Source organism: Hydrogenophaga sp. UC242_53, from assembly GCF_042696965.1.
Classification (GTDB): domain Bacteria; phylum Pseudomonadota; class Gammaproteobacteria; order Burkholderiales; family Burkholderiaceae_C; genus Hydrogenophaga.
The window spans coordinates 5,162,851-5,184,427 of sequence record NZ_CP170552.1; the positions used below are offsets into that span (position 1 = coordinate 5,162,851).

20 protein-coding genes and 2 pseudogenes are annotated in these 21,577 nt (G+C 69.8%); 11 read left to right on the forward strand and 11 right to left on the reverse strand.

The features are described 5' to 3' along the window. The first annotated feature begins 145 nt into the window (after nucleotides 1-145). From ACFJI0_RS26015 to ACFJI0_RS26040, 6 genes and pseudogenes are all read left to right on the forward strand, one after another. Complete coding sequence (locus ACFJI0_RS26015; RefSeq protein WP_382322893.1) at nucleotides 146-907, forward strand: branched-chain amino acid ABC transporter permease; 762 nt, start codon at nucleotides 146-148, stop codon at nucleotides 905-907. Further along, on the forward strand, nucleotides 904-1,665 hold the full coding sequence (locus ACFJI0_RS26020; protein WP_291117329.1) for an ABC transporter ATP-binding protein: 762 nt from the start codon (nucleotides 904-906) through the stop codon (nucleotides 1,663-1,665). The genes ACFJI0_RS26015 and ACFJI0_RS26020 overlap by 4 nt, the downstream gene beginning before the upstream one ends. Continuing rightward, entirely contained in the window at nucleotides 1,658-2,359 is a 702-nt protein-coding gene (locus ACFJI0_RS26025) for an ABC transporter ATP-binding protein (protein ID WP_382322894.1), read from the forward strand. The genes ACFJI0_RS26020 and ACFJI0_RS26025 overlap by 8 nt, the downstream gene beginning before the upstream one ends. A gap of 22 nt (nucleotides 2,360-2,381) precedes the next feature. Next, nucleotides 2,382-2,942: a MarR family winged helix-turn-helix transcriptional regulator gene (locus tag ACFJI0_RS26030; protein ID WP_291117335.1), complete on the forward strand. Its 561-nt coding sequence runs from the start codon at nucleotides 2,382-2,384 to the stop codon at nucleotides 2,940-2,942. Between the two features lie 3 nt (nucleotides 2,943-2,945). Next, nucleotides 2,946-3,901 (forward strand): annotated as a pseudogene (locus ACFJI0_RS26035) (PDR/VanB family oxidoreductase). A gap of 35 nt (nucleotides 3,902-3,936) precedes the next feature. Next, complete coding sequence (locus ACFJI0_RS26040) at nucleotides 3,937-5,031, forward strand: Rieske 2Fe-2S domain-containing protein (RefSeq protein ID WP_382322895.1); 1,095 nt, start codon at nucleotides 3,937-3,939, stop codon at nucleotides 5,029-5,031. Nucleotides 5,032-5,073: 42 nt separating this feature from the next. On the opposite strand, the gene ACFJI0_RS26045 is transcribed toward ACFJI0_RS26040, so the two are convergent. Next, nucleotides 5,074-7,287, reverse strand: coding sequence for a malate synthase G (locus tag ACFJI0_RS26045; protein WP_382322896.1), 2,214 nt, complete (start codon nucleotides 7,285-7,287; stop codon nucleotides 5,074-5,076). Nucleotides 7,288-7,666: 379 nt separating this feature from the next. Between ACFJI0_RS26045 and ACFJI0_RS26050 the strand changes: the two genes are divergently transcribed. Beyond that, the gene (locus ACFJI0_RS26050; protein WP_382322897.1) at nucleotides 7,667-8,752 is read left to right on the forward strand and encodes a porin; all 1,086 of its coding nucleotides are present in this window, start codon (nucleotides 7,667-7,669) and stop codon (nucleotides 8,750-8,752) included. 117 nt (nucleotides 8,753-8,869) lie between these two features. On the opposite strand, the gene ACFJI0_RS26055 is transcribed toward ACFJI0_RS26050, so the two are convergent. Next, on the reverse strand, nucleotides 8,870-9,616 hold the full coding sequence (locus ACFJI0_RS26055) for an IclR family transcriptional regulator (protein ID WP_382322898.1): 747 nt from the start codon (nucleotides 9,614-9,616) through the stop codon (nucleotides 8,870-8,872). Nucleotides 9,617-9,723: 107 nt separating this feature from the next. On the opposite strand from ACFJI0_RS26055, the gene ACFJI0_RS26060 reads away from it, so the two are divergent. From ACFJI0_RS26060 to ACFJI0_RS26075, 4 genes and pseudogenes are all read left to right on the forward strand, one after another. Beyond that, nucleotides 9,724-10,647, forward strand: coding sequence for a hydroxymethylglutaryl-CoA lyase (locus ACFJI0_RS26060; protein WP_382322899.1), 924 nt, complete (start codon nucleotides 9,724-9,726; stop codon nucleotides 10,645-10,647). Nucleotides 10,648-10,665: 18 nt separating this feature from the next. Next, entirely contained in the window at nucleotides 10,666-11,877 is a 1,212-nt protein-coding gene (locus tag ACFJI0_RS26065) for a CaiB/BaiF CoA transferase family protein (RefSeq protein WP_382322900.1), read from the forward strand. A 63-nt stretch (nucleotides 11,878-11,940) separates the two neighbouring features. Continuing rightward, nucleotides 11,941-12,869: pseudogene (locus ACFJI0_RS26070) on the forward strand (LysR family transcriptional regulator). A gap of 13 nt (nucleotides 12,870-12,882) precedes the next feature. Next, nucleotides 12,883-13,449, forward strand: coding sequence for an NADPH-dependent FMN reductase (locus ACFJI0_RS26075; protein ID WP_382162834.1), 567 nt, complete (start codon nucleotides 12,883-12,885; stop codon nucleotides 13,447-13,449). Nucleotides 13,450-13,464: 15 nt separating this feature from the next. Here ACFJI0_RS26075 and ACFJI0_RS26080 read toward each other — a convergent pair whose 3' ends face one another. The 9 genes from ACFJI0_RS26080 to ACFJI0_RS26120 form a co-directional block, all read right to left on the reverse strand. Beyond that, a complete protein-coding gene (locus ACFJI0_RS26080) occupies nucleotides 13,465-13,920 on the reverse strand; it encodes an SRPBCC family protein (RefSeq protein WP_382322901.1) in 456 nt (151 codons plus the stop codon). Nucleotides 13,921-14,044: 124 nt separating this feature from the next. Continuing rightward, nucleotides 14,045-14,626 (reverse strand): hypothetical protein, encoded by a 582-nt coding sequence (locus ACFJI0_RS26085; RefSeq protein WP_382322902.1) that lies wholly within the window; start codon nucleotides 14,624-14,626, stop codon nucleotides 14,045-14,047. A 148-nt stretch (nucleotides 14,627-14,774) separates the two neighbouring features. Next, complete coding sequence (locus tag ACFJI0_RS26090) at nucleotides 14,775-15,431, reverse strand: hypothetical protein (protein ID WP_382322903.1); 657 nt, start codon at nucleotides 15,429-15,431, stop codon at nucleotides 14,775-14,777. Nucleotides 15,432-15,479: 48 nt separating this feature from the next. Then, the gene (locus tag ACFJI0_RS26095; protein WP_382322904.1) at nucleotides 15,480-16,700 is read right to left on the reverse strand and encodes a helix-turn-helix domain-containing protein; all 1,221 of its coding nucleotides are present in this window, start codon (nucleotides 16,698-16,700) and stop codon (nucleotides 15,480-15,482) included. A gap of 43 nt (nucleotides 16,701-16,743) precedes the next feature. Further along, nucleotides 16,744-17,559 (reverse strand): ABC transporter substrate-binding protein, encoded by an 816-nt coding sequence (locus ACFJI0_RS26100; protein ID WP_382322905.1) that lies wholly within the window; start codon nucleotides 17,557-17,559, stop codon nucleotides 16,744-16,746. Nucleotide 17,560: 1 nt separating this feature from the next. Further along, nucleotides 17,561-18,535, reverse strand: coding sequence for a Bug family tripartite tricarboxylate transporter substrate binding protein (locus ACFJI0_RS26105; RefSeq protein WP_382322906.1), 975 nt, complete (start codon nucleotides 18,533-18,535; stop codon nucleotides 17,561-17,563). A 28-nt stretch (nucleotides 18,536-18,563) separates the two neighbouring features. Beyond that, the gene (locus ACFJI0_RS26110) at nucleotides 18,564-19,553 is read right to left on the reverse strand and encodes a zinc-binding dehydrogenase (RefSeq protein WP_382162812.1); all 990 of its coding nucleotides are present in this window, start codon (nucleotides 19,551-19,553) and stop codon (nucleotides 18,564-18,566) included. A gap of 22 nt (nucleotides 19,554-19,575) precedes the next feature. Continuing rightward, nucleotides 19,576-20,385: an enoyl-CoA hydratase gene (locus tag ACFJI0_RS26115; protein ID WP_382322907.1), complete on the reverse strand. Its 810-nt coding sequence runs from the start codon at nucleotides 20,383-20,385 to the stop codon at nucleotides 19,576-19,578. Further along, nucleotides 20,385-21,575, reverse strand: a complete 1,191-nt coding sequence (locus ACFJI0_RS26120; RefSeq protein WP_382322908.1) for a CaiB/BaiF CoA transferase family protein — start codon at nucleotides 21,573-21,575, stop codon at nucleotides 20,385-20,387. Before ACFJI0_RS26120 ends, ACFJI0_RS26115 begins: the two co-directional genes overlap by 1 nt. Nucleotides 21,576-21,577: the final 2 nt, after the last annotated feature.

A 21,577-nucleotide genomic window follows, 5' to 3' on the forward strand; every position in this document is an offset into this window, starting at 1 on the left:
ATGCTGGCGCTGGGCCTGGCGGCCTGCCTGCTGCTGCCCGACCAGCTGGGGCTGCTGACGCGCATCTTCATCATGGGCCTCTTCGTGCTGTCGCTGGACCTGGTGGTGGGCATCGCCGGCCTGCGCAGCCCTGGGACACGCCGCGATGTTCGGCGTGGGTGCCTACGCGGCGGGTGTGTTCGCCTTGCGCGTGATGCCCGACCCGCTGGTGGGCCTGGCCGTCGGCGTGCTGGCGGGCGCCGTGCTCGCGGCGGCGACCGGGGCCTTTCTGCTGCGCTACCAGGGCTTCACCTTCCTCATGCTCACCGTGGCGGTGGCGCAGATGGTGCTGTCGCTGGCGCACAAGGCGCGCGACTGGACGGGCGGCGACGACGGCCTCTCGGGCTACGTGATGGGCCCGCTGCTGGGGCAGTTCCAATTCGACCTCGAAGGCCGGCTGGCCGCGTTCTACGCGCTGGCGGTGCTGGTGGTTTGCTTCTATGCCGCGCGCCGCCTGGTGGACTCGCCGTTCGGCATGGCCGTGCGCGGCATCCACGAAAACCGCGCCCGCATGGCCGCCCTGGGCACGCCGGTCTACCGCCGCCTCTGGGGCATGTACGCCGCCGCGGGCGCGCTGGCCGGCGCGGCCGGGGCGCTCTCCGCGCAGACCACCGCCGTGGTGGGCCTGGACAGCCTGTCGTTCTCCCTCTCCGCCGAGGCCCTGGTCATGCTGATCCTGGGCGGTGCCGGGCGCCTGAGCGGTGCCCTGGTGGGCGCGGCGGTGTTCCTGGTGCTGCACCACACCGCGGCCTCCATCAACCCCTACCACTGGCTGTTCGTGGTGGGGGGCCTGCTGATGCTGGTGGTGCTGGTGTCGCCCGCGAAGGCCGTGGCCTGGCTGCGCAACCGCTGGGGAGGCCGCGCATGAGCCACCTGCTCGAACTGCGCCACCTGGACAAGCGCTTCGGCGGCATCCACGTGACGCGCGACGTCTCCTTCCAGCTCGCGCCGGGCGACCGCCTGGCCCTCATCGGCCCCAACGGCGCCGGCAAGACCACGCTGGTGAACCAGATCAGCGGGGTGTTCCCCGCCGACAGCGGCGAGATCTGGCTGCGCGGCGAGAACGTCTCTCGCCTGAGCCAGGCCCAGCGCGTGCGCGCCGGCCTGGCCCGCACCTTCCAGATCACCACGCTGGCGCCGCACTTCCCGGTGCAGCGCCAGATCGAACTCGCCCTGTTCGAGCGCGAAGGACTCGGCGGGTGCTTCTGGCGCGGCATCGACAGTTTCCCCGCGCTCCAGGCCGAGGCCCGGGCGCTGCTGGCCCGCTTCGGCCTGCAAGGGCAGGCCGCCACGCCGACGCAGGACCTGGCCTATGGCGAACAACGCCTGATCGAGATGGCGCTGGCCATGGCGCTGCGGCCCCAGGTGCTGCTGCTGGACGAGCCCATGGCCGGCGTGCCCAAGGGCGACGGCGAGCGCCTGCTCGCCGCGCTCGATGCCCTGCCGCGGGACCTCGCGGTGCTGATCATCGAACACGACATGGACCTGGTGTTCCGCTTCGCCAGCCGCATCCTGGTGCTCGCCGAGGGCGCGGTGCTGGCCGACGGCACGCCGGACGAGATCCGCCGCGACCCCCTGGTCCGCGCGGCCTACCTGGGCCATGGAGAGGCGACACGGCATGCTTGAAGTCAAAGACGCCACGGCCGGTTACGGCCCCACGACGGTGCTCAACGGCCTGTCGTTCGAGGTCGGCGCCGGCGAGCGCCTGGCCATGATCGGGCGCAACGGCGTGGGCAAGACCACGGCGCTGCGCGCCGTCATGGGCCTGGTGCCGCTGCGCGCCGGCACCATCACCTTCCAGGGCGAGGACGTCACGCGGCTGTCCGCGCACCAGCGCGCGCAGCGCGGCCTGGGCTACGTGCCCCAGACCCGCGACGTGTTTCCCTCGCTGAGCGTCGAGGAGAACCTGCTCGCCGGCCTCAAGCACCGCCCGCGCGCCGCGCTCAGCGAGGCCTACGAGCTGTTCCCGCGCTTGGCCGAGCGCCGCCGCAACGGGGGCGCCCAGCTCTCGGGGGGCGAGCAGCAGATGCTTTCGGTGGCGCGCGCCCTGCTGGGCCAGCCCCGGCTGATCCTGCTGGACGAGCCCCTCGAAGGCCTGGCGCCGCTGATCCGCCTGGACCTGCTGCGCGCCTTCGGCGAGATGAGCCGGCAGACCGGCATCGCGGTCGTCATCGTGGAACAGCAGGTCGACGAGGCCCTGGCCTACGCGGGCCGGGCGGTGGTGCTGGACCACGGCGTGGTGGTGCACGGCGCACCCGCCGACGAGCTGGCGCGCGACACCGCGGCGCTGGAGCGCTGGGTCGGGATGGCGGTGCACTGACATGCGTGTCCAGAATAGAGGCATGAAAACCTCCAAATCCCTCCCCGCCGTCAGCGATCCGCTCAAGCAGATCGACCTCGACCACTACGTCCCGGCCTACCTGACCTGGACCGCCAACAAGCTCTCGCGCGGTGCGTCCCAGCACTACCTGAAGATCTTCGGGGTGGGCATCGAGACCTGGCGCTGCCTGGTGCTGCTGGCCATCGAAGGTTCGATCTCCGCGCAGCAGGTCTCGCGCGTCATCGGCATGGACAAGGCCTCGGTCAGCCGCTGCTTCAAGTCCATGCAGGAAAGTGGCTTCATCCGCATCGAGCTGGACCCGCGCGACGGCCGGGCCCGCATCGCGGTGCTGACCACCAAGGGCCGCGCCATGCACGATCAGATCCGCGAAGTGGCGCTCGAACGCGAGCGCGCTTTCCTCGAGGTGTTGTCCGCCGACGAAGCCGAGACCCTGCTGGTGCTGCTGCGCCGCCTGCACGAAAACCTGCCGGCCGTGGAAACCGCGACCCAGCGCTTCGTGGAGCAGAAGTACGCCAAAACCCGCAAACCGCCGCGAAAGCCGGCGCCCCCCGAAAGCGACTGAGACATGGTGGAACTGGACGTCAGGGTGCGCGCGCGCCAACCGGAGGCCGACGGCATCTGCAGCTTCGACCTGGAGCCCATCGGGGCGAACGAGCTGCCCGCCTTCCGCCCCGGGGCCCACATCGACGTCCAGGTCGCGCCCGGCCTGATCCGCCAGTACTCGCTCTGCGGCCACCCGCAGGAGCGGCGCAGCTGGCGCATCGGCGTGCTGCGCGAACCGCAGTCGCGCGGCGGCTCGGCCGGCATGCACGACCGGGTGCAGGTGGGCGCGGTGCTCAAGGTGAGCGCGCCGCGCAACCTGTTCGAGCTGGTCGAGGCCCCGCACAGCGTGCTGGTGGCCGGCGGCATCGGCGTCACGCCCATCCTGTCGATGGCGCAGCACCTGCAGGACACCGGCCGCTCTTTCGAGATGCACTACTGCGCGCGCTCGCCCGGGCGCATGGCGTTTCGCGGGCAGATCGAGGCCGGGCCGCTGGCCGGGCACACGCGGCTCTATTTCAGCGACGCGCCGTCGCCCAGGCCTTCGACGCCCCGGCCCTGCTGCGGGCCGCGCCCGAGGGCGCGCACCTCTACGTGTGCGGCCCCGCCGGCTTCATGGACTTCGTGCTCTCGGCCGCGCGCGCGGCCGGCTGGGCCGAGGCGCGCCTGCACCGCGAGCACTTCGCGGGCACCGTGGCCGACAGCACCGCTGACCAGGCCTTCCAGATCCGCCTGCAGCGCAGCGGCGCCACGCTCGACGTGCCGGTGGGCGTGAGCGCGCTCCAGGTGCTGCTGGACCACGGCGTGGACGTGAACTACGCGTGCGAGGCCGGTGTCTGCGGCAGTTGCCTCACCCGCGTGCTCGAGGGCACGCCCGACCACCGCGACAGCTGCCTGATGGACGCGGAGCGCGCCGCCAACGACCAGTTCACGCCCTGCTGTTCCCGCTCGAAATCCCCCACGCTGGTCCTCGACCTGTGAGACCGACCGCCTGACCGTCACCCAAGGAGACCCCCATGAACGCCGATTGCATCGCCATCCAACCGATCCCGCCCGCCGCCGCCAGCCGCGGTCGCTTTCCGCTGAACCAGTGGTACATGGCCGGCTTCTCCAGCGACCTGACCGACAAGCCCGTGGGCCGCACCTTCCTGAACCAGAAGGTCGTGCTGTTCCGCACCGGCGAAGGCCAGGTCGCCGCGCTGGAAGACCGCTGCTGCCACCGCTCGCTGCCGCTGTCGTGCGGCACGGTCGAGGCCTCGGGCGTGCGCTGCGGCTACCACGGCATGTTGTATGCGCCCACGGGCGTGTGCATCGAGATCCCGGGGCAGGACCGCATTCCGGGCAAGGCCCGGGTCAAGGCCTACCACGTCGCCGAGAAGAACCACATCCTCTGGATCTGGATGCCGAAGGAAGAGGGCGGCGCACCCACCGTCGAGGCGCCCGACTACCCCTGGCACGACGACCCGCGCTACAAGTTCGGCTCCGGCCAGTACCACTACAACGCGCCCTGGCAGCTGATCCACGACAACCTGCTGGACCTGAGCCACCTCGGCTACGTGCACCTCAAGACCATCGGCGGCAACGCCCGGCTGCACATGAGCGCCAAGATGAACGTCACGCAGGACGGTGACAAGGTCAAGGTGGTGCGCCTCATGCCCGGCTCCACGCCGCCGCCGACCTACAAGGCCGCCTGGCCTTTCGGCGAGACCTGCGACCGCTGGCAGGAAATCGAGTTCGAGCTCTCGCACCTCAGGATCTGGACCGGCGCCGTCGAGCCCGGCACCGACGCCATCGACGACCCCGAGCGCGGCGGCTTCCACATGCGCGGCCTGCACGGCATCACGCCCGAGACCGAGGAGAGCTGCCACTACTTCTGGAGCATGTCCAGCACCCGGCACCCCGACATGCCGGAGAACATCGAGGCCGTCATCGAGCAGACCGCCTTCACCTTCGACGAAGACCGCGTGGTGATCGAAGAGCAGTACCGCAACATCCAGCGCTTCGGCGGCAAGCCCAGCTGGATCGACATCCACGTCGACGTGGGGGGCAACCGCGCGCGCCGCATCGTCGAGCGCCTGACCGCGGCATCGGCCGATCCGCAGCCGGCCTGAGTTCCATCAAAAAAAGCCCGCCGGGTGGCGGGCTTTCGGGGGTCAGGCCGCGGCCTTGACCTTCAGGCGCCAGGCGTGCAGCAGCGGCTCGGTGTAGCCGCTGGGCTGCTCCTTGCCCTTGAACACCAGGTCCAGCGCGGCGAGGTAGGCCTTGCTGGTCTTGAAGTTGCCGGCCATCTTCTTGTACAGCGGATCGCCGGCGTTCTGGCCATCCACCACGGCGGCCATGCGCTCGAAGGTGTCGCGCACCTGCTTCTCGCTCACGATGCCATGGTGCAGCCAGTTGGCGATGTGCTGGCTGGAGATGCGCAGCGTCGCGCGGTCTTCCATCAGGCCCACGTTGTGGATGTCGGGCACCTTGGAGCAGCCCACGCCCTGGTCCACCCAGCGCACCACGTAACCCAGGATGCCCTGCACGTTGTTGTCCAGCTCCTGCTGCTTCTCGGCCGCGCTCCAGTTCGGGTTGCTGCTCACGGGCACCGTCAGCAGGCCGGTCAGCAGGTTGTCGCGTTCGGCGTTGGCGTCGATCTTCTCCAGTTCCTTCTGCACGTCCGACACCAGCACCTGGTGGTAGTGCAGCGCGTGCAGCGTGGCGCCGGTGGGGCTGGGCACCCAGGCGGTGTTGGCGCCGGCCTTGGGGTGGGCGATCTTCTGGCGCAGCATCTCGGCCATCAGGTCGGGCATGGCCCACATGCCCTTGCCGATCTGCGCCTTGCCGCGCAGGCCGCAAGTGAGGCCCACGATCACGTTGTTCTTCTCGTAGCTCTGGATCCAGGCGCTGGCCTTCATGTCGCCTTTGCGCACCATGGGGCCGGCCAGCATGGCGGTGTGCATCTCGTCGCCGGTGCGGTCCAGGAAGCCGGTGTTGATGAAGGCCACGCGGCTCGCGGCCGCGCCGATGCAGGCCTTGAGGTTGATGGAGGTGCGGCGCTCCTCGTCCATGATGCCCAGCTTGACCGTGCTGTCCTTGAGGCCCAGCACCTTTTCCACGCGGCCGAACAGCTCGGCGGCGAACTCGACTTCGCGCGGGCCGTGCATCTTGGGCTTGACGATGTAGACCGAGCCCTTGCGCGAGTTGCGGATCGCGTCCTTCTTCGTGCGCTTGAGGTCGTGCAGGGCGATGGTGGTGGTCACCATCGCATCCAGGATGCCTTCGGGGATTTCCTTGTCGTCCGCGCCCCAGAGCACGGCGGGGTTGGTCATCAGGTGGCCCACGTTGCGCACGAACATGAGCGAGCGGCCGTGCAGGCGCACGCCGTTCTTCTTGCCGTTGGGCGCGGTGTACTCGCGGTCGCCGTTGAGGCCGCGCGTGAAGGTCTTGCCCGCCTTGCTGACGGACTCGGTGAGCGTGCCCTGCAGGATGCCCAGCCAGTTGCGGTAGGCCAGCACCTTGTCCTCGGCGTCCACGGCGGCCACGGAGTCTTCCAGGTCCAGGATGGTCGAGAGCGCGGCTTCCACCACCAGGTCGCTCACGCCGGCGGCGTCGCCCTTGCCGATGGCCGTGCTGCGGTCGATCTGGATCTCCAGGTGCAGGCCGTTGTGCGCGAGCAGCACGGCGCTGGGGCTCTTGGCCTCACCCTGGTAGCCCACGAACTGCGACTTGTCGGCCAGCTTGCTGGTGCCGCCGTCGGCCAGCGTCACCACCAGCTCGCCGTCCTTGTTGACGCGGTAGCCGATCGAGCCCACGTGCGAGCCCTTCTTCAGCGGCGCGGTGCGGTCCAGCACGTAACGCGCGTACTCGATGACCTTGGCGCCGCGCTTGGGGTTGTAGCCGCCCTTGGGACCGGCCTTGCCGCAGCCCTTGTCTTCCGAAATCACGTCCGTGCCGTACAGCGCGTCGTACAGCGAGCCCCAGCGCGCGTTGGCCGCGTTGAGCGCGTAGCGCGCGTTCAGGATCGGCACCACCAGCTGCGGGCCGGCCTGCACGGCCAGCTCGTCGTCCACGTTCCTGGTCGTGGCCTTCACGCTCTTGGGTTGCGGCACCAGGTAGCCGATGGTTTCCAGGAACTTGCGGTAGCCCGCCATGTCGCGGATCGGGCCGGGGTTGGCCGCGTGCCAGGTGTCCAGCTCGGTTTGCAGGCGATCGCGCTCGCCCAGCAGGGCCGCGTTCTTGGGCGCCAGGTCCGCCACGATGCCGTCGAAGCCCTGCCAGAAGTTTGCTTCGCTCACGCCGGTGCCGGGCAGCACTTGCTGGTTGATGAAGTTGAACAGTTCGGTGGCGACCTTCAGGCCGTGAATCTGGGTGCGTGCGGTCATGGAAAGCTCCGTCTGGGCGAAAAGTGGGGGTGCCCGCACTGGCGCGGGCGTGAGCGAACTGTATTCCATACCCACGTCAGCATTAATTCGATTTTTCGTCACGGATCAGTGACTTGACTGTGGGTAATGGGCCTCGAATGGGCGCATCGTGCCGCTTTGCCTTGATCGGATGAATTCTTTTGGTTGAAGAATTTCTGCACTTCGATCCTGATTCGAGCTGCCTAATTCCTTGTTTGTAATTCTTTGAGTCTAAATCCCTAGATTCCGGGTTCTTCCGAAATTCGGCGCGCAACACCGTGTGCGTGTCCGTTAAGAGGCCACCGGTGGCTCACAAGGCGCTCGCTGGTGGCATGTGTTGAACCCATCTCAAATCTCAAAAATGACACTCTTGAAAAAGACGGCGGTCGCCCTGGCCGCTTTCGGTGCCCTGACCGGGGTCGCCCACGCCCAATCCAACGTCACGCTGTATGGCCTGGTGGACCTCTATGTGGGCAAGAACACCACCAAGACCACGGTGGCCGGCGTCAGCACCCGCACCGGCCCAGGCACGAGCCTGACGAGCGGCGGCCTGAACGGCAGCCGTTGGGGCCTGCGGGGAACGGAAGACCTGGGGGGTGGCCTGAAGGCCACGTTCCAGCTGGAGTCCGGTTTCAACGCCGACACCGGCACCAGCGTCGCGCCCGGTGGCTTCAACCGCACCAGCAAGGTGGGCCTGAGCGGTGGCTTCGGTTCCTTTGAAATGGGCCGCCAATACACGCAGATGTTCCTGCTGATGGACCGGTTCGATGCCCAGGGCACCTCCAGCTTCTCCGCCACCAACGCCATCTTTGGCCCGGCGCCTGCGGGCGCGCTCCCCGGCACGACACCTGCGGCGGTCGGCGCGCTGTCCCCGGCCCTTCGCCGTGACAACATGCTGCAGTACACCACGCCGAACATGGGCGGCTTCACCGGCGCCCTGCAATATGCCTTCGGCGAAAACGGTGGTCCCGGCGTCTCGGCCGGCCGCACGATGGGCCTGTCCGCCCTCTACGAAGGTGGTCCGGTGGCGGTGCAGGGTGTGTATGAGGCCGTCAAGAGTGCCGGTCCGGCCGCCACGACGGCCAAGTCCACCGGCCTGGGCGTGAGCTACGACTTCACCGCGGTGAAGGTGCTGGCCCAGTTCGTCAACCAGAAGAACGGCCTGACCAACGGCATCAAGGACAGCGGCTTTGTGCTGAGCGTGGCCGTTCCGGTGGGCTCGGCGGGCAGCCTCAACGCGGGCATCGGCAGCGAGAAAACCAAGGCGGTCGCGACCGGCCTGCGCGTCGGCAAGACCTCCTCCGCCAGCGTCGAATACCGCCACGATCTGAGCAAGCGCACCACCGTGTACGCGGGCCTGACGAACGTGAAGTTCGAGAGGGAATCGGCGCCGGTCAGCACGTTGAAGGACCAAACCTACGGCGTGGGCCTGCGTCACCGGTTCTGAGCAAGACAAGGGTCAACACCTGGCCGCAGGGGGCCAGGTGCTGGAATTGCCCACCGCCATCCGGCGGTGGGTTTTTTTTGTTCTCTTTCCGGTCCGCGTCGATCCGGCACCCGGTGATCAACCGACCCGCCCGTTCAGCTGCCGCGCCGCCGCCAGCACCTTGCCCACGTGCCGCTCATCGAAACGGTGCGCCGGCATCGTGAGCGTGAGGGAGGCGGCGATCGAGCCGTCCGCGTGGAACACCGGTGCCGAAATGCCGGCCACCTCGGCCAGGCGGTCGCCCACGGCGGTCATGAAGCCATCGGTGCGGATGCGCGCCAATACGCGCTTGTCGGCTGGCGTGGGCTTGCGGCTGTCATCGCCCGCGCCGAACGCCGAGAGCACGCGCCCGCCCGTGCCCTGGTGCAGCGGCAGCACGTCGCCTGCGCGGATGTGGTCGCGCACCGGATGGGGCGAATCCACGCGGTAGAGGCACAGCCGCGTCTGGTTCGGCGCTTGGCCCTGGCGCACGTGGTAGGCCGCGCTCTCGCCGGTGGCCGACACCAGCTGGCGCAGCACCGGCATGACGACCCGGTCCAGCGAAAACGAGGCCGCGTAGATGCCGTGCAGCCGCGCCACCTCGCCGCCCAGGGCGTAGCGCCCGTCGTCCAGCCGCTGCAGCAGGTGCGCGTGTTCGAGCGAGGCGAGCAGGCGCAGCGCGGTGCTCTTGTGCAGCTGGGTGCGCTCGGCCAGCTCGGCCAGCGACAACGAGGCGTCGCCCGCGTGGAACGCGCCCAGCAGCGAGAGCGCGCGGTCCACCGCGGCGGTGCCGCCGGTGGCGGCGTTGGCATCGGCCAAGGAAGGGGTCTGCGCTTTGCGGGGCATGAAGGAGGAGGAAGGGGCTTGGTTGACAGGACGGAAGTGATCTGCGATTCTTTTACTAGAAAGAATATCGTTCTATCTTGTAAAACGCAAGCAACCCGGCTTCTTCCATGCAAAACGCCCCCGAAGTCCTCATCAGCGAAGTCGGCCCGCGCGACGGCCTGCAGTCCGTGAAGGCCACCATGCCCACGGTCGACAAGCTGCGCTGGATCGATGCGCTCGTGGCCGCCGGCCTGCGCGAGATCGAGGTCGGCTCCTTCGTGCCCGCCAAGCTGCTGCCGCAGATGGCCGACGTGGTCGACGTGGTGCGCCACGCCCTGCGGCACCAGGGCATCACCGTGATGGCCCTGGTGCCCAACCGGCGCGGGGCCGAGGCCGCGCTGGCCTCGGGCGTGCACAAGATCACCCTGCCGGTGTCGGCGAGCGAGGCGCATTCGCTGGCCAACGTGCGCAAGACGCGCGAGCAGATGGTGGACGAGCTGCGCGAGGTGCACGCGCTGCGCCGCGATACCGCGCCCGGCGTGGCGATGGAGGTGGGCCTGTCCACCGCCTTCGGCTGCACGCTGCAGGGCGTGGTGGACGAAGACGAGGTGATCCGCCTGGCCGTGGCCTGCGTAAAGGCGGGCGTGGACGAGGTGGGCCTGTCCGACACCACCGGCATCGCCAACCCCGCGCAGGTGCGCCGCCTGTTCACGCGCCTGCGCGCCGAGCTGGGCGAGCGCGCGGGCGCGGCCCACATGCACAACACGCGCGGCCTCGGGCTGGCGAACTGCCTGGCCGCGTTCGACGTGGGCGTGCGCACCTTCGACGCCTCGCTCGGCGGCCTCGGCGGTTGCCCCTACGCGCCAGGGGCCTCCGGCAACGTGGTCACCGAAGACCTGGTCTTCATGTTCGAGGCCATGGGCGTGCGCACCGGCATCGATCTTTCGACCCTCATCGCCGCGCGCGATCCCCTGCGCGCCGGCCTGCCCGGTGAGCCGGTGTACGGCATGACGCCCGAAGCCGGCCTGCCCAAGGGCTGGCGCGCCGCCTGAAACTTCTCCACCCCTGCCATGCCAGACACCCAAGACACCCCCCGTCCCTTGCCCTTCGAAGGCATCCGCGTCGTCGAATTCACCCACATGGTCATGGGCCCCACCTGCGGCATGGTGCTGGCCGACCTGGGCGCCGAGGTCATCAAGGTCGAGCCACCCGCCGGCGACAATACGCGCCGCCTGCTCGGCTCGGGCGCGGGCTTCTACCCGCTGTTCAACCGCAACAAGAAAAGCCTGGTGCTGGACCTGCAGTCGCCCGAAGGCCGGGAGGCCGTGCTCAAGCTGATCGCCACCGCCGACGTGGTGAGCGAGAACTTCAAGCCCGGCACCATGAAGAAGCTGGGGCTCGATCACGCCAGCCTGAAGAAGCTCAACCCGCGCCTCATCTATGTGAGCCACAAGGGCTTCCTGCCCGGCCCGTACGACCACCGCACCGCGCTCGACGAGGTGGTGCAGATGATGGGTGGCCTGGCCTACATGACCGGCCGCCCCGGCGACCCGCTGCGCGCGGGTTCCTCGGTGAACGACATCATGGGTGGCCTGTTCGGCGCCATCGGCGTGATGGCCGCGCTCAGCGCGCGCGAGAAAACCGGCGAAGGCTGCGAGGTGCAGAGCTCGCTGTTCGAGAACAACGTCTTCCTCGTCGCGCAGCACATGATGCAGTTCGCCGTCACCGGCAAGGCCGCCGCGCCCATGCCCGACCGCATCTCCTCCTGGGGCATCTACGACGTCTTCCAGGTGAAGGACGGCGAGCAGATCTTCCTCGCCGTGGTGAGCGACACGCAGTGGGCCATCTTCTGCAAGGCCTTCGGCTACCAGGACCTGCAGGCCGATCCGCGACTGCTGGGCAACAACAACCGCGTGCGCAACCGCGACTGGCTCATTCCCCTGCTGCGCGAGCGCCTGGCCCAGCAGAGCGCGGCCGATCTCGCCGCGCTGTTCGAGCGCCATGGCCTGCCGTTCGCGCCCATCACCAAACCCCACGAACTGCTGGACGACCCCCACCTCTGCGCCACCGGCGGGCTCGCGCCCATCACCCTGCCCGATGGCGAGCGCGCCGGCCAGGCCGCGCAGACCGTGTTGCTGCCGCTGGCGCTCGACGGCGAACGCCTGGGCGTGCGCCGCAGCCCGCCGAAACTCGGTGAACACAGCGCCGAGCTGCTGGCCGAGCTGGGCTACGGCGCGGAGGACGCGGCGCAACTGAGCCGCACGGTCGTCAAAACCGCCTGAAAAGTCATCAATCGGCCCAAATTTATCATTGATTCGCTCCTGCAGGTGGGGTAATCTGCCCGGGTGGACAAACTCAAGCAACTCGAAACCTTCGTGGCGGTCGCCACGCGCGGCAGCCTCACCGCCGCCGCCAAAGCCGAGGGCGTGGCCCCGGCCATCATCGGGCGCCGGCTCGACGCCCTCGAAGCCCGGCTCGGCGTGAAGCTCATGGTGCGCACCACGCGGCGCATCACCCTCACCCACGAAGGCAGCGCCTTCCTGGAAGACTGCCAGCGCCTGCTGGTGGACATGGCCAACGCCGAAGCCAGCGTGAGCGCCGGCGGCGTCAAGGCCAGCGGCCACCTGCGCATCACCGCGCCGGCCGGTTTCGGCCGCCGCCATGTGGCGCCGCTGGTGCCGCGCTTTCGCGAACTGCATCCCGAGGTCACCATCTCGCTGAACCTGAGCGACCGCGTGGTCGACGTGGCCGGCGAGGCCTACGACTGCGCCGTGCGCGTGGGCGATCTGCCGGACTCCTCCCTGGTCAGCGTGCGACTGGCCGACAACCGCCGCCTGTGCGCTGCGCAGCGCCGCGTTACCTGCAGCAGCACGGCCGCCCGCAGGTGCCGGCCGACCTGGTGCGCTTCGACTGCCTCACGCTCTCCAGCGACGCCTCGCAGACCCGGGGCTGGGCCTTCACCGTGCCGGCGCCCGGCGGCCTGGGCGAGGTGGAGATCGTGCACCTGCGCCCCAACGGCCCGCTGGACTGCACCGACGGCCAGGTGCTGCGCGAATGGTGCCTGGCCGGTTATGGCATCGCCTGGCGCAGCACCTGGGAGGTGGAGGCCGACATCGCCGCCGGTCGGCTGGAAAGCGTGCTCGACGACTTCGCCGCGCCGCCCAATGGCATCTTCGTGCTGTTCCCGCAACGCAAGCACCTCGCGCTGCGCGTGCGCCTGTGGATCGACTTCCTCAAGCACGAGTACGCGCGGCCCGACTTCTGGAAAACCTGAACCCCTCACACCCATGACCACCAAGCTCCTCGGCCTCTCCGGCAGCCTGCGCCAGCTGTCCTTCAACACCTCGCTGCTGCGCGCGGCGGTTCCGCTGGCGGGCGACGCCGCACAGCTCGACGCCGCCACGCTGCACGGCATCCCGCTCTACGACGGCGACCTGGAGCAGCGCGAGGGCACGCCGGCGGCCGTGCGCGAACTCAAGGAAAAGATCCTCGCCAGCGACGGCCTGCTGCTCGTCACGCCCGAGTACAACAACGGCATTCCCGGCGTGTTCAAGAATGCGGTGGACTGGCTCTCGCGGCCCACGCCCGGCCTGCCCGACGTGTTCCGCGACCGGCCCGTGGCCGTCATCGGCGCCTCGCCCGGGGGCTTCGGCACCATCCTGTCGCAAGCCCACTGGTTGCCGGTGTTGCGCACCCTGGGCACCCACACCTGGCAGGGCGGGCGGCTCATGGTTTCGCGCGCGTCGTCCGTGTTCGGCCCCGACGGCGCGCTGCTGGACGACAAGGTGCGCCAGCAGCTCGGCGAATTCGTGCAGGGCTTCGCGGCCTTCGTCGCGGCCGCGAAAAAGCCCTGAAAGGGCGGCGGCGGTTCAGCCGGGGATGTCCGGCTCTACCAGGTGCGCCAGCTGGGCCAGCGACTCCTGCCAGCCCAGGTAACACATCTCCAGCGGGATCACGTCGGGGATGCCCTCCTGCACCACGTGGAGCTCGGTGCCGCAGGACACGGCCTTCAGCTGTACGTCCACCGTGATGAGTCCGGGCAGGTTGGGGTCGTCGAACTTGTCGGTGTAGCGCAGGCGCTGATGGGGCACGAGTTCCACGTACTCGCCGCCGAACGAATGGGCGTGGCCGGTCGAGAAATTGCGGAAAGACATGCGGAACGTGCCACCCACCCTGGCGTCCAGGTGCTCCACCTTGCAGAGAAAACCGTAGGGCGGCAGCCAGCGGGCGAGGGCGTCGGCGTTGAGGAAGGCGCGGTAGACCTTCTCGGGCGGGGCTTTGAGGACGCGATGGAGGCGAACGGCGCGGGAAGAGGAAGTGCTCATGGTGAGGGTCCTTTCTGGTGAGGGTCGAGGGACATGGGCAGGGCCGGGCTTGTGCGCCCGGCTCCTCATGCTCGACGATCGAGGTGACGCCGTTTCGACAAGGCGGTGGGGTTTCGAGGCGGTTTCAGCCGCCCCGTCCCCTCTTTCTGCTCATGAATCGATCGTGGGCTTCATTCAACAGGTCTCCCGCCGAGTTGTCGGTAGGTTCACTGACGTCGCTGTCGGTATCGTCGGGAATGAAAGCCGAAAGCACGTTCAGGAGGCGTGTTCTGCGCAGCGCGGTGGCGAACTCCGGAGCCGTCGAACCCTGATGGTTCTCTTGTTCCCAATCGATGTCTGCGGCGAGTGTGTTCAGGAAGTCGTCCAGGCCGTCGGCCCAGGCACCGCCTTGCATGGTGCGATTCGTCAGGTGCAGTGCCAGGTGGTGCAGCACCGTGTTGCCCTGTTGATCGACCTCGTTGACCCGATGCGGTTGGAGCGATGGCGCCAAGGCATTGAAGGCGCCCGGGTCCGCTTGCCTCGTCGCGAACATGAGCAGCGTTTCCCCGTTCGCGGTTCGCGTGGCGGCATGGACATGGTGCTGCTCCACCAGGAACCGCAATTCCTCGTGATCGCCTTCGGTGATGGCGTGTTGTGCGGCCTGAGCGGGTGTGAAAGGCCGGATGTGGGGGGCCTGGAGGCCCGCTGGCTGGAGATGGTTGATCATCAGTTGTCGGTTGCTGTGCAAGATGGAAGAAGGGCCCAGGACGGGCCCAGAACCACAGTGAGTCAAGGCCGAAGGTGGTTCGCCCATGCCGCTAAATCGCGGGGCAGACCTGCGGCATAGGCGCGGCGCGCGAGCAGCCAAATCCCGCCTATGCGGCCTTGGGCCGGCGCACCGCGCGCACCTTCCCGCTCGGCCCGCCGCCGCAATAGAACAGGTCCGCGCCATCGGATTCGAGGCCGCTCACGCCGAGGCCGGCGGGCATGTCGAGGCGTTCGAGCACCTTGCCACTCTGCGGGTCGATGCGGCGGATGTCGCTCTCGTCGCCCTCCCAGGTGCCGTGCCAGAGTTCGCCATCGACCCAGGTGACACCGGTGACGAAGCGGTTGGATTCGATGGTGCGCCGGATCGCGCCGGTGGCCGGGTCGATCTGGTGGATCTTGCGGTCGCGGTACTGGCCGACCCACAGGCTGCCTTCGGCCCAGGTGAGCCCGGAGTCGGCGCCGCCGCCGGGCGCGGGGATGGAGGCGAGCACGGTGCCGGAGGCGGGGTCGATCTTGTCGATGCGCGCCTCGGCGATCTGGTACAGGTGCTTGCCGTCGAAGGCGGTGCCGGCATCACCCGCGCGTTTCAGCGTGCGGGTGACCTCGCCGCTGGCGGGGTCGAAGGCGACGATGCCTTCGTCGGTGGCGGCCCACACGCGCTGGCCGTCGTGGGTGACGCCGTGCACGCGCTCGGAGCCGAGGAAGGGACCGTACTCGCGCACGACTTCGGCGGTGCGCGCGGTGGGGGTGGTCTGACGGGTCATGGTGAATCTCCTTGTGGCAGCACCGGGTGTCGGCGCTTGAGGGTCACTCTATTCAATCGGCAGCGAAGCAGGGAGTAACAAGATCGTCGCGAATCCGGCCAGCGGCGGCGCCAGCCAGCGCCGCGCCCGCGCCTGGCCGATGGCGCGCACGCGGCCCTCGGCCTCCAGCTCGGCGAGCGCGCGCTGCACGGTGCGCTGGCTCGCGCCCAGCGCGAGCGCCAGGGCCGAGGTGGACCAGGCCGCGCCGTCGGCCAGCAGCGCCAGCAACGAAGCCTGTTCGCCGTCGATGGGCGGCGCGAGCAGCACGAGGGAGCGCCCGCCCGAGGGCTGCAGCGCGAAGCCGCGCGCGGTGGCCTCGATGCCCGCGAGGGGTTTGACGAGCGCGCGCAGGCGGCCGATCTCGACGCGCAGGCGCGCGCGGTGCGTCTCGTCCGGGCGGCGGGTGCGGAACGCCTCGGCGATCAGGGCCTCGCGCTCCACGTCGCCCGGCCAGGCCTGGGCGAGCGCGCGCGCCAGCGCGAACAGCACGGGCCGGCGCGCGAGCGATTGCCACGCGGCGCCTGTGCCCAGGCCGCGGCGGCAGGCGTCCACCACCAGCGCGTCGGAGGCCAGCAGGGCCGCCACGTCGGCCAGCCGCAGCGCCTGCTCGCTGCCGTTGCCCAGGCGGCGCGCGGCCGGTTGGTTCAGCGTGGCCTGGGCTTGTGCGACTTCGGCCTGAAGGGCGGGCACGCCGGCCCGTGTGGCCGCATCGCGCGCGCGGGCCAGGGCCGCGCGCCCGGCCTCCACGCGCAGCGAGCGCAGCGCGAGCTCGGCCGCGACCAGCTCGGCCACCGCCGCGAGCGCGGGTGGCAGGCGGGTGGTGTCGATGGCCGCGAGCACGGCTTCGGCCTCGGTCAGGCGGCCGAGCAGCAGCAGGCGCCGCGCCGCGATCAAGCGGGCCTGGCGCGCGTTGGCGTGGTCGGCGTGGGCTTCCAGGGTGGCCGCGGCGGCGGCCAGCGGGCGCGTGGAGCCACCGAGGTCGCGCATGGCCAGCGCCACCTCGGCCTCGGCCACCACGCAGCGGGCGCGCGCCAGGGTTTCGTGCGCGCCGAAGCCTCGGCCGGCGCGCCGCAGCAGGTCGCGTGCGCGCGGATGTTCCCCGAGCTGGGCCATGGCGATGCCGCGCAAGGCCAGGGCCGGCGGGTCGTCGCGCAAGGCCACGCGCTTGAGCGCGCCCAGCGCGTCGCCCGCGGCCAGGGCGCGCGCGGCGGCGGTGATGAGGGAATCCATGCCGACAGGCTACCCCAGCCGGCGCAGGGGCGCCTCGCCGTGGTCAGCGGCTGGCGCGCGCGGGCGCCACGGCGGCGCCCTGGATCTGGTGCCGTTGCAGGCCCTGGGTCACGAAGCCGCTGGCCTTCATCTCTCCGATGAACCCGCTGAGCCAGGCTTGCGCCGCCGTGCGGCCCTTGGGCACGCCCATGGCCTGCTCGATCACCATGAAGCGCCCGGGCAGCAGGCGCACGCCGCCCACGCGCTGCGCGTCCGCCTCCAGCTGCTGCTTCACGCCGGCGGCCACGTCCAGCTTTTCGGCGAGGAACAGGTCCGTCACGGCGGGCGAGGTGGGCGCGCGCACCAGGGTGGCGGCCTTGATCTCGCGCGTGAGGAACAGGTCGTACGCGCTGCCGCGCCCGACGACCACGCGCGTGCCGGCGCGGTCCACGTCCTCGTTGCGGCGCAGCGGCGAGTCGTTGCGCACGAGGTAGGCGCCTTCGATGATCACGTAAGGCGCGGTGTACTCCATGTCGGCCGCGCGGACCGGGTCGATGGCGACGAAGGCGAGGTCCACCTGCCGCGCCTTGACCGCCTCCACCACGTTGCCGGCCGAGTTGAACAGCACCAGTTCGATGGGCACGCCCAGGCGCCGTGCGGCCTCGCGCGCGAGATCGACCGACACGCCCTGCGGCTCGCCCGAGGCGCTGCGCGTGGCCAGGATGGGGTTGCCGAAATTGATCGCGGCGCGCAGCTTGCCGGTGGACGAGAGTTCGGCGATCGCGGCGGCCGGCGGGGGCGTCGAGGCGGGTCCGGGCGCGGCGCAGCCGGCGAGCGCCAGGGCGCTGGCGGCGCACAGGGTGCGGCGAAAGCGGTCCATGTCAGTCCACCTTCACGTTGGCGGTCTTGACCAGGTTGACCCAGAACTTGCCGTCCTCCACCAGGAAGCTGGCGAACTGCTCGGGCGAGCCGGAGAGCGAGACCTCGGTGCCTTCGCGCTCCAGCGCGGCCTTCACCGAGGGCTGCTGCATGGCGGTGCGCACCGCGTCGTGGATGGTCTTCACGGTGGCCGGCGGCGTGCCCACGGGCGCGAACATGCCGTACCAGAACTCCAGGTTGTATTCGGGCAGGCCGGCCTCGCGCATGCCGGGCATGTCGGGCACCAGCGGCGAGCGTTCGCGCGTGCTGACGGCGATGGCGCGCAGCTTGCCCGCATTGGCCTGGGGCAGCACCGAGGGCGAGGTGCCGAAGGTGAGCTGCGTCTCGCCGGCCATCACCGAGGTGATGGCGAAGGAGCCGCCCCGGTAGGGCACGTGCGTCATCTCGGTGTTGGTCAGCAGGCTGAAGAGCGCGGCGCCCAGGTGCGGCGCCGAGCCGTTGCCCGAGGTCGAGTAGTTGAGCTTGCCGGGGTCCTTCTTCGCCGCCGCGATCAGGTCGGGCACGGAGCGGATGCTGCTGCTGGGGTTGACCGCCAGCACCAGCGGCGAGGTGGTCATCTTGCCCACGGGCAGCAGGTCGCTGGGCTTGTAGGTCAGCTTGGGGTTGAGCGCGGGGTTGACCGAGATGGCGCTGGGGCTGGCGATCAGCAGCGTGTAGCCGTCGGGCGCGGCCTTGGCCACGATGTCGGCCGCGATGCTGGAGCCGTTGCCGGGCTTGTTGTCGATCAGCACGGTCTGGCCCAGGGCCTTGCTGAAGGACTCGCTCATGGCGCGCGCCACGTAGTCGGCCGCGCCGCCCGGCGCGAAGCCGATCACGATGCGGATGGGCTTGTTCGGGTAGGGCGCGGGCTGCGCCCAGCCGAGGGAGGCCAGGGTGCCCAGCGCGAGCGCCAGGACGAATTGTTTGCGGTGCTTCACGGGGTTGTCTCCTCTTGCGGGTGGTGGTTCAGCTCGCGTCCGCCGGCATGCGCAGGACGATTTTTCCGATGTGCGCGCCGGCTTCCATGCGCGCCTTGGCTTGCTCGAGTTGCGAGAAGTCCATCACCCGGTCGATGTGCGGCTGGATGCGGCCGGCAGCGATGAGGGGCATGACCTCGGCCACGAAACGCGGCAGCGCGGCCGCCCGCTGTTCCTTGGTGCGCAATTTGTTGGAGACGCCGAACAGCACGAGGCGTTTGGCGTGCAGGGCTTCGAGGTCGATCTCGGCGCGCACCACGCCATCCACATAGCCCACGGTGGCCAGGCGCCCTTCGAACGCGAGCGCGCGCAGGCTTTCGGCGAACACCGTGCCGCCCACGGTGTTGATGACCAGGTTCACGCCCTGCTGGTCCGTGGCCTTGAGCACGGCGGGCGCGAAGTCCGCCGCGCGGGTGTGCAGCGCCACGTCCAGACCCAGCGGCTGCAGCGCCGCGAGCTTGTCGGCCGAGCCCGAGGTGCCGATGACGCGTGCGCCCAGGGCCTTGGCCAGCTGCAGCGAGGCCACGCCCACGCCGGAGGACACGCCGTTGATGAGCAGCCACTCGCCCGCCTGCAGCCGGCCTTGCAGCACCAGCATGTCGAACGCGACCAGGAAGGTGAGCGGCACGGCGGCGGCCTGTTCCCAGCCGAGCGCCACCGGCACGGGCATGGCCTCGATCTCTTCCATCAGCGCGCACTCGGCGAAGGCACCCGGGCAGCGGCCCATCACGCGGTCACCGGGTCGGAAGGTGGTGACCTCGGCGCCGACGGCGATCACCTCGCCCGCGCCTTCGCCGCCGATGGCTTTCCAGGTGCCGGGCGCGCCGTGCAGGCCATGGCCGAGCAGGAACTCGCCGCGGTTCAGCGCCGCCGCGCGCATGCGCACCAGCAGTTGCCGCGCGCCGGGCGTGGGCACCGGCGTCTCGCGCAGGGCGAGCTCGGTGGCGGTGTCGGTCATCTGCATCCAGTAGGCCTGCATGGTGGGGGGTTCCTGGTGTGGCTCAGCGGCCGGTGAACACGGGTTTGCGCTTCTGCATGAAGGCCGTGCGGCCTTCGGTGTAGTCGGCGCTTTCGAAGCAGCCGCGGATGAGCGAGGCACACAGCGCGCTGTCGAGTTCGGGCGAGGGCTTGAGGATTTCGCGCGTGATCGCCTTGCCGGCCATCACGGTCAGCGGCGCGTTCTCGGCGATGCTGCCCGCGTACTCCGCCAGCAGCGCGGGCAGGGCCTCGGGCTCGCAGGTCCGCGAGACCAGGCCGAGCGATTTCGCTTCGGCGGCGTCGATGCGCCGCGCGGTGAAGAACAGGTCCTTGGCTGCACCCGGGCCGATCAGGTCCACCAGGTTTTTCATGGCGGAATAGCGGTAGCCCAGGCCCAGGCGCGCGGCCGGAATGGAGAACACCGAGTCGCTGGCCGCGATGCGCAGGTCGCAGCTGATCGCCACGTTCACGCCGCCGCCGATGCAGTAACCCCGGATGCAGGCCAGCGTGGGCTTGGGGAAGTCGTGGATGCCCATCAGCGTGGTCTCGGCCATCTTCTCGTAGTAGGCGACGGCCTCGCGCGCGGCGCGCATGTCCTCGAACTGCGTGATGTCCGCGCCCGAGACGAAGGCCTTGTCGCCCGCGCCGGAGAACACGACCAGGCGCACGCGGTCATCGTCGCGGGCCAGGGCCAGCAGCGGCGGCACGGCCTCCCACATGTCGACCGAGAGCGCGTTGTGGCGCGCCGGGTTGTTGAAGCGGATGTACAGCGTGCGCCCGTCCAGCCAGGTCTGCACGCGCTCGGTGGGGGAGGTGTAGGTGGGATCGGTCATTAATAGACTCCGGCGGCTTTCATGCGGGCGAGGTCCTCGGGCCCGAGGCCGAGTTCGGCCAGGATTTCTTCGGTGTGTTCGCCCCGGCGCGGCGCGGCGCGCGCGATGGTGCTGGGCGTGCGCTCCAGCTGCATGGGCTGGCCCACCAGGCGCTGCGGGCCCTGCCACTTCGACACCACGTCCTTGATCATCCCGAGGTGCTGCACCTGCGGTTCTTCCAGCGCTTCCTGCATGTTGCTGATCAGGCCGCAGGCCACGCCGCCGTCGTTGAGTTGCGCGATCCAGTGGCTGCGGTCGTGTTCGGCCAGGCGGCGGTTGATCTCGGCGTTGAGCGTGTCGCGGTTCACCGAGCGCGAGGGTTTGTCGTGGTAACGCTCGTCGGTGATCCATTCGGGCGCGCCGAGGATGTGGCAGAAGCGTTCCCAGATCTTGGAGCCGAACACCGCGATGTTCATGTAGCCGTCGCGCGCCTTGTAGACGCCGGTGGGGATGCTGGTGGGGTGGAAGTTGCCGGCCTGCGTGGCGACCTCGCCGTCGATCAGGTAGCGCGAGGTCTGGAAGTCCAGCATGTAGACCATGGACTCCAGCAGCGAGGTGTGCAGGAACTGGCCTTTCCCTGAGGCTTCGCGCTCCAGCAGCGCGACCAGGATGCCCTGCGCCGCGAAGATGCCGGCGCACAGGTCGGCGATCGGAATGCCCACGCGCATCGGGCCGTCGCCCGGCGTGCCGGTGACGGACATCAGGCCGCCCATGCCCTGCGCGATCTGGTCGAAGCCGGGGCGCGAGGCGAGCGGGCCGGTCTGGCCGAAGCCCGAGATGCTGGCGTAGACCAGGCCCGGGTTGCTCGCGGCCAGCGAGGCGTAGTCGATGCCCAGGCGGAACTTCACGTCGGGCCGGAAGTTCTCGACCACCACGTCCGCGCCGTCGATCAGGCGCTTGAGCGTGGCGATGCCTTCGTCCGTCTTGAGGTTGAGCGTGATGGAGCGCTTGTTGCGGTGCGTGTACTGGTAGTCGGAGCCGTCCTGGCCGCCGAGCGTGTCGTCGCCGCGCATGCTGTCGGGCATCTGCACCTGGACCACGTCGGCGCCCCAGTCGGCGAGCTGGCGGCAGGCCGTGGGGCCGGCGCGCACCTGGGTCAGGTCGATGACGCGAAAGCGCTGCAAGGCGGTGGAGGCGGGCAGGTGGGGCATGG

Excerpts from the sequence above, each read along its gene's own strand:
- ACFJI0_RS26055 (WP_382322898.1), bottom strand. The coding sequence starts at position 9,616 with ATGCCCCGCAAAGCGCAGACCCCTTCCTTGGCCGATGCCAACGCCGCC.
- ACFJI0_RS26015 (WP_382322893.1), top strand. The coding sequence starts at position 146 with ATGTTCGGCGTGGGTGCCTACGCGGCGGGTGTGTTCGCCTTGCGCGTG.
- ACFJI0_RS26050 (WP_382322897.1), top strand. The coding sequence starts at position 7,667 with ATGACACTCTTGAAAAAGACGGCGGTCGCCCTGGCCGCTTTCGGTGCC.
- ACFJI0_RS26090 (WP_382322903.1), bottom strand. The coding sequence starts at position 15,431 with ATGACCCGTCAGACCACCCCCACCGCGCGCACCGCCGAAGTCGTGCGC.
- ACFJI0_RS26120 (WP_382322908.1), bottom strand. The coding sequence starts at position 21,575 with ATGCCCCACCTGCCCGCCTCCACCGCCTTGCAGCGCTTTCGCGTCATC.
- ACFJI0_RS26100 (WP_382322905.1), bottom strand. The coding sequence starts at position 17,559 with ATGGACCGCTTTCGCCGCACCCTGTGCGCCGCCAGCGCCCTGGCGCTC.
- ACFJI0_RS26040 (WP_382322895.1), top strand. The coding sequence starts at position 3,937 with ATGAACGCCGATTGCATCGCCATCCAACCGATCCCGCCCGCCGCCGCC.
- ACFJI0_RS26020 (WP_291117329.1), top strand. The coding sequence starts at position 904 with ATGAGCCACCTGCTCGAACTGCGCCACCTGGACAAGCGCTTCGGCGGC.
- ACFJI0_RS26060 (WP_382322899.1), top strand. The coding sequence starts at position 9,724 with ATGCAAAACGCCCCCGAAGTCCTCATCAGCGAAGTCGGCCCGCGCGAC.
- ACFJI0_RS26025 (WP_382322894.1), top strand. The coding sequence starts at position 1,658 with ATGCTTGAAGTCAAAGACGCCACGGCCGGTTACGGCCCCACGACGGTG.
- ACFJI0_RS26115 (WP_382322907.1), bottom strand. The coding sequence starts at position 20,385 with ATGACCGATCCCACCTACACCTCCCCCACCGAGCGCGTGCAGACCTGG.
- ACFJI0_RS26075 (WP_382162834.1), top strand. The coding sequence starts at position 12,883 with ATGACCACCAAGCTCCTCGGCCTCTCCGGCAGCCTGCGCCAGCTGTCC.
- ACFJI0_RS26085 (WP_382322902.1), bottom strand. The coding sequence starts at position 14,626 with ATGATCAACCATCTCCAGCCAGCGGGCCTCCAGGCCCCCCACATCCGG.
- ACFJI0_RS26080 (WP_382322901.1), bottom strand. The coding sequence starts at position 13,920 with ATGAGCACTTCCTCTTCCCGCGCCGTTCGCCTCCATCGCGTCCTCAAA.
- ACFJI0_RS26030 (WP_291117335.1), top strand. The coding sequence starts at position 2,382 with ATGAAAACCTCCAAATCCCTCCCCGCCGTCAGCGATCCGCTCAAGCAG.
- ACFJI0_RS26110 (WP_382162812.1), bottom strand. The coding sequence starts at position 19,553 with ATGCAGGCCTACTGGATGCAGATGACCGACACCGCCACCGAGCTCGCC.
- ACFJI0_RS26065 (WP_382322900.1), top strand. The coding sequence starts at position 10,666 with ATGCCAGACACCCAAGACACCCCCCGTCCCTTGCCCTTCGAAGGCATC.
- ACFJI0_RS26045 (WP_382322896.1), bottom strand. The coding sequence starts at position 7,287 with ATGACCGCACGCACCCAGATTCACGGCCTGAAGGTCGCCACCGAACTG.
- ACFJI0_RS26095 (WP_382322904.1), bottom strand. The coding sequence starts at position 16,700 with ATGGATTCCCTCATCACCGCCGCCGCGCGCGCCCTGGCCGCGGGCGAC.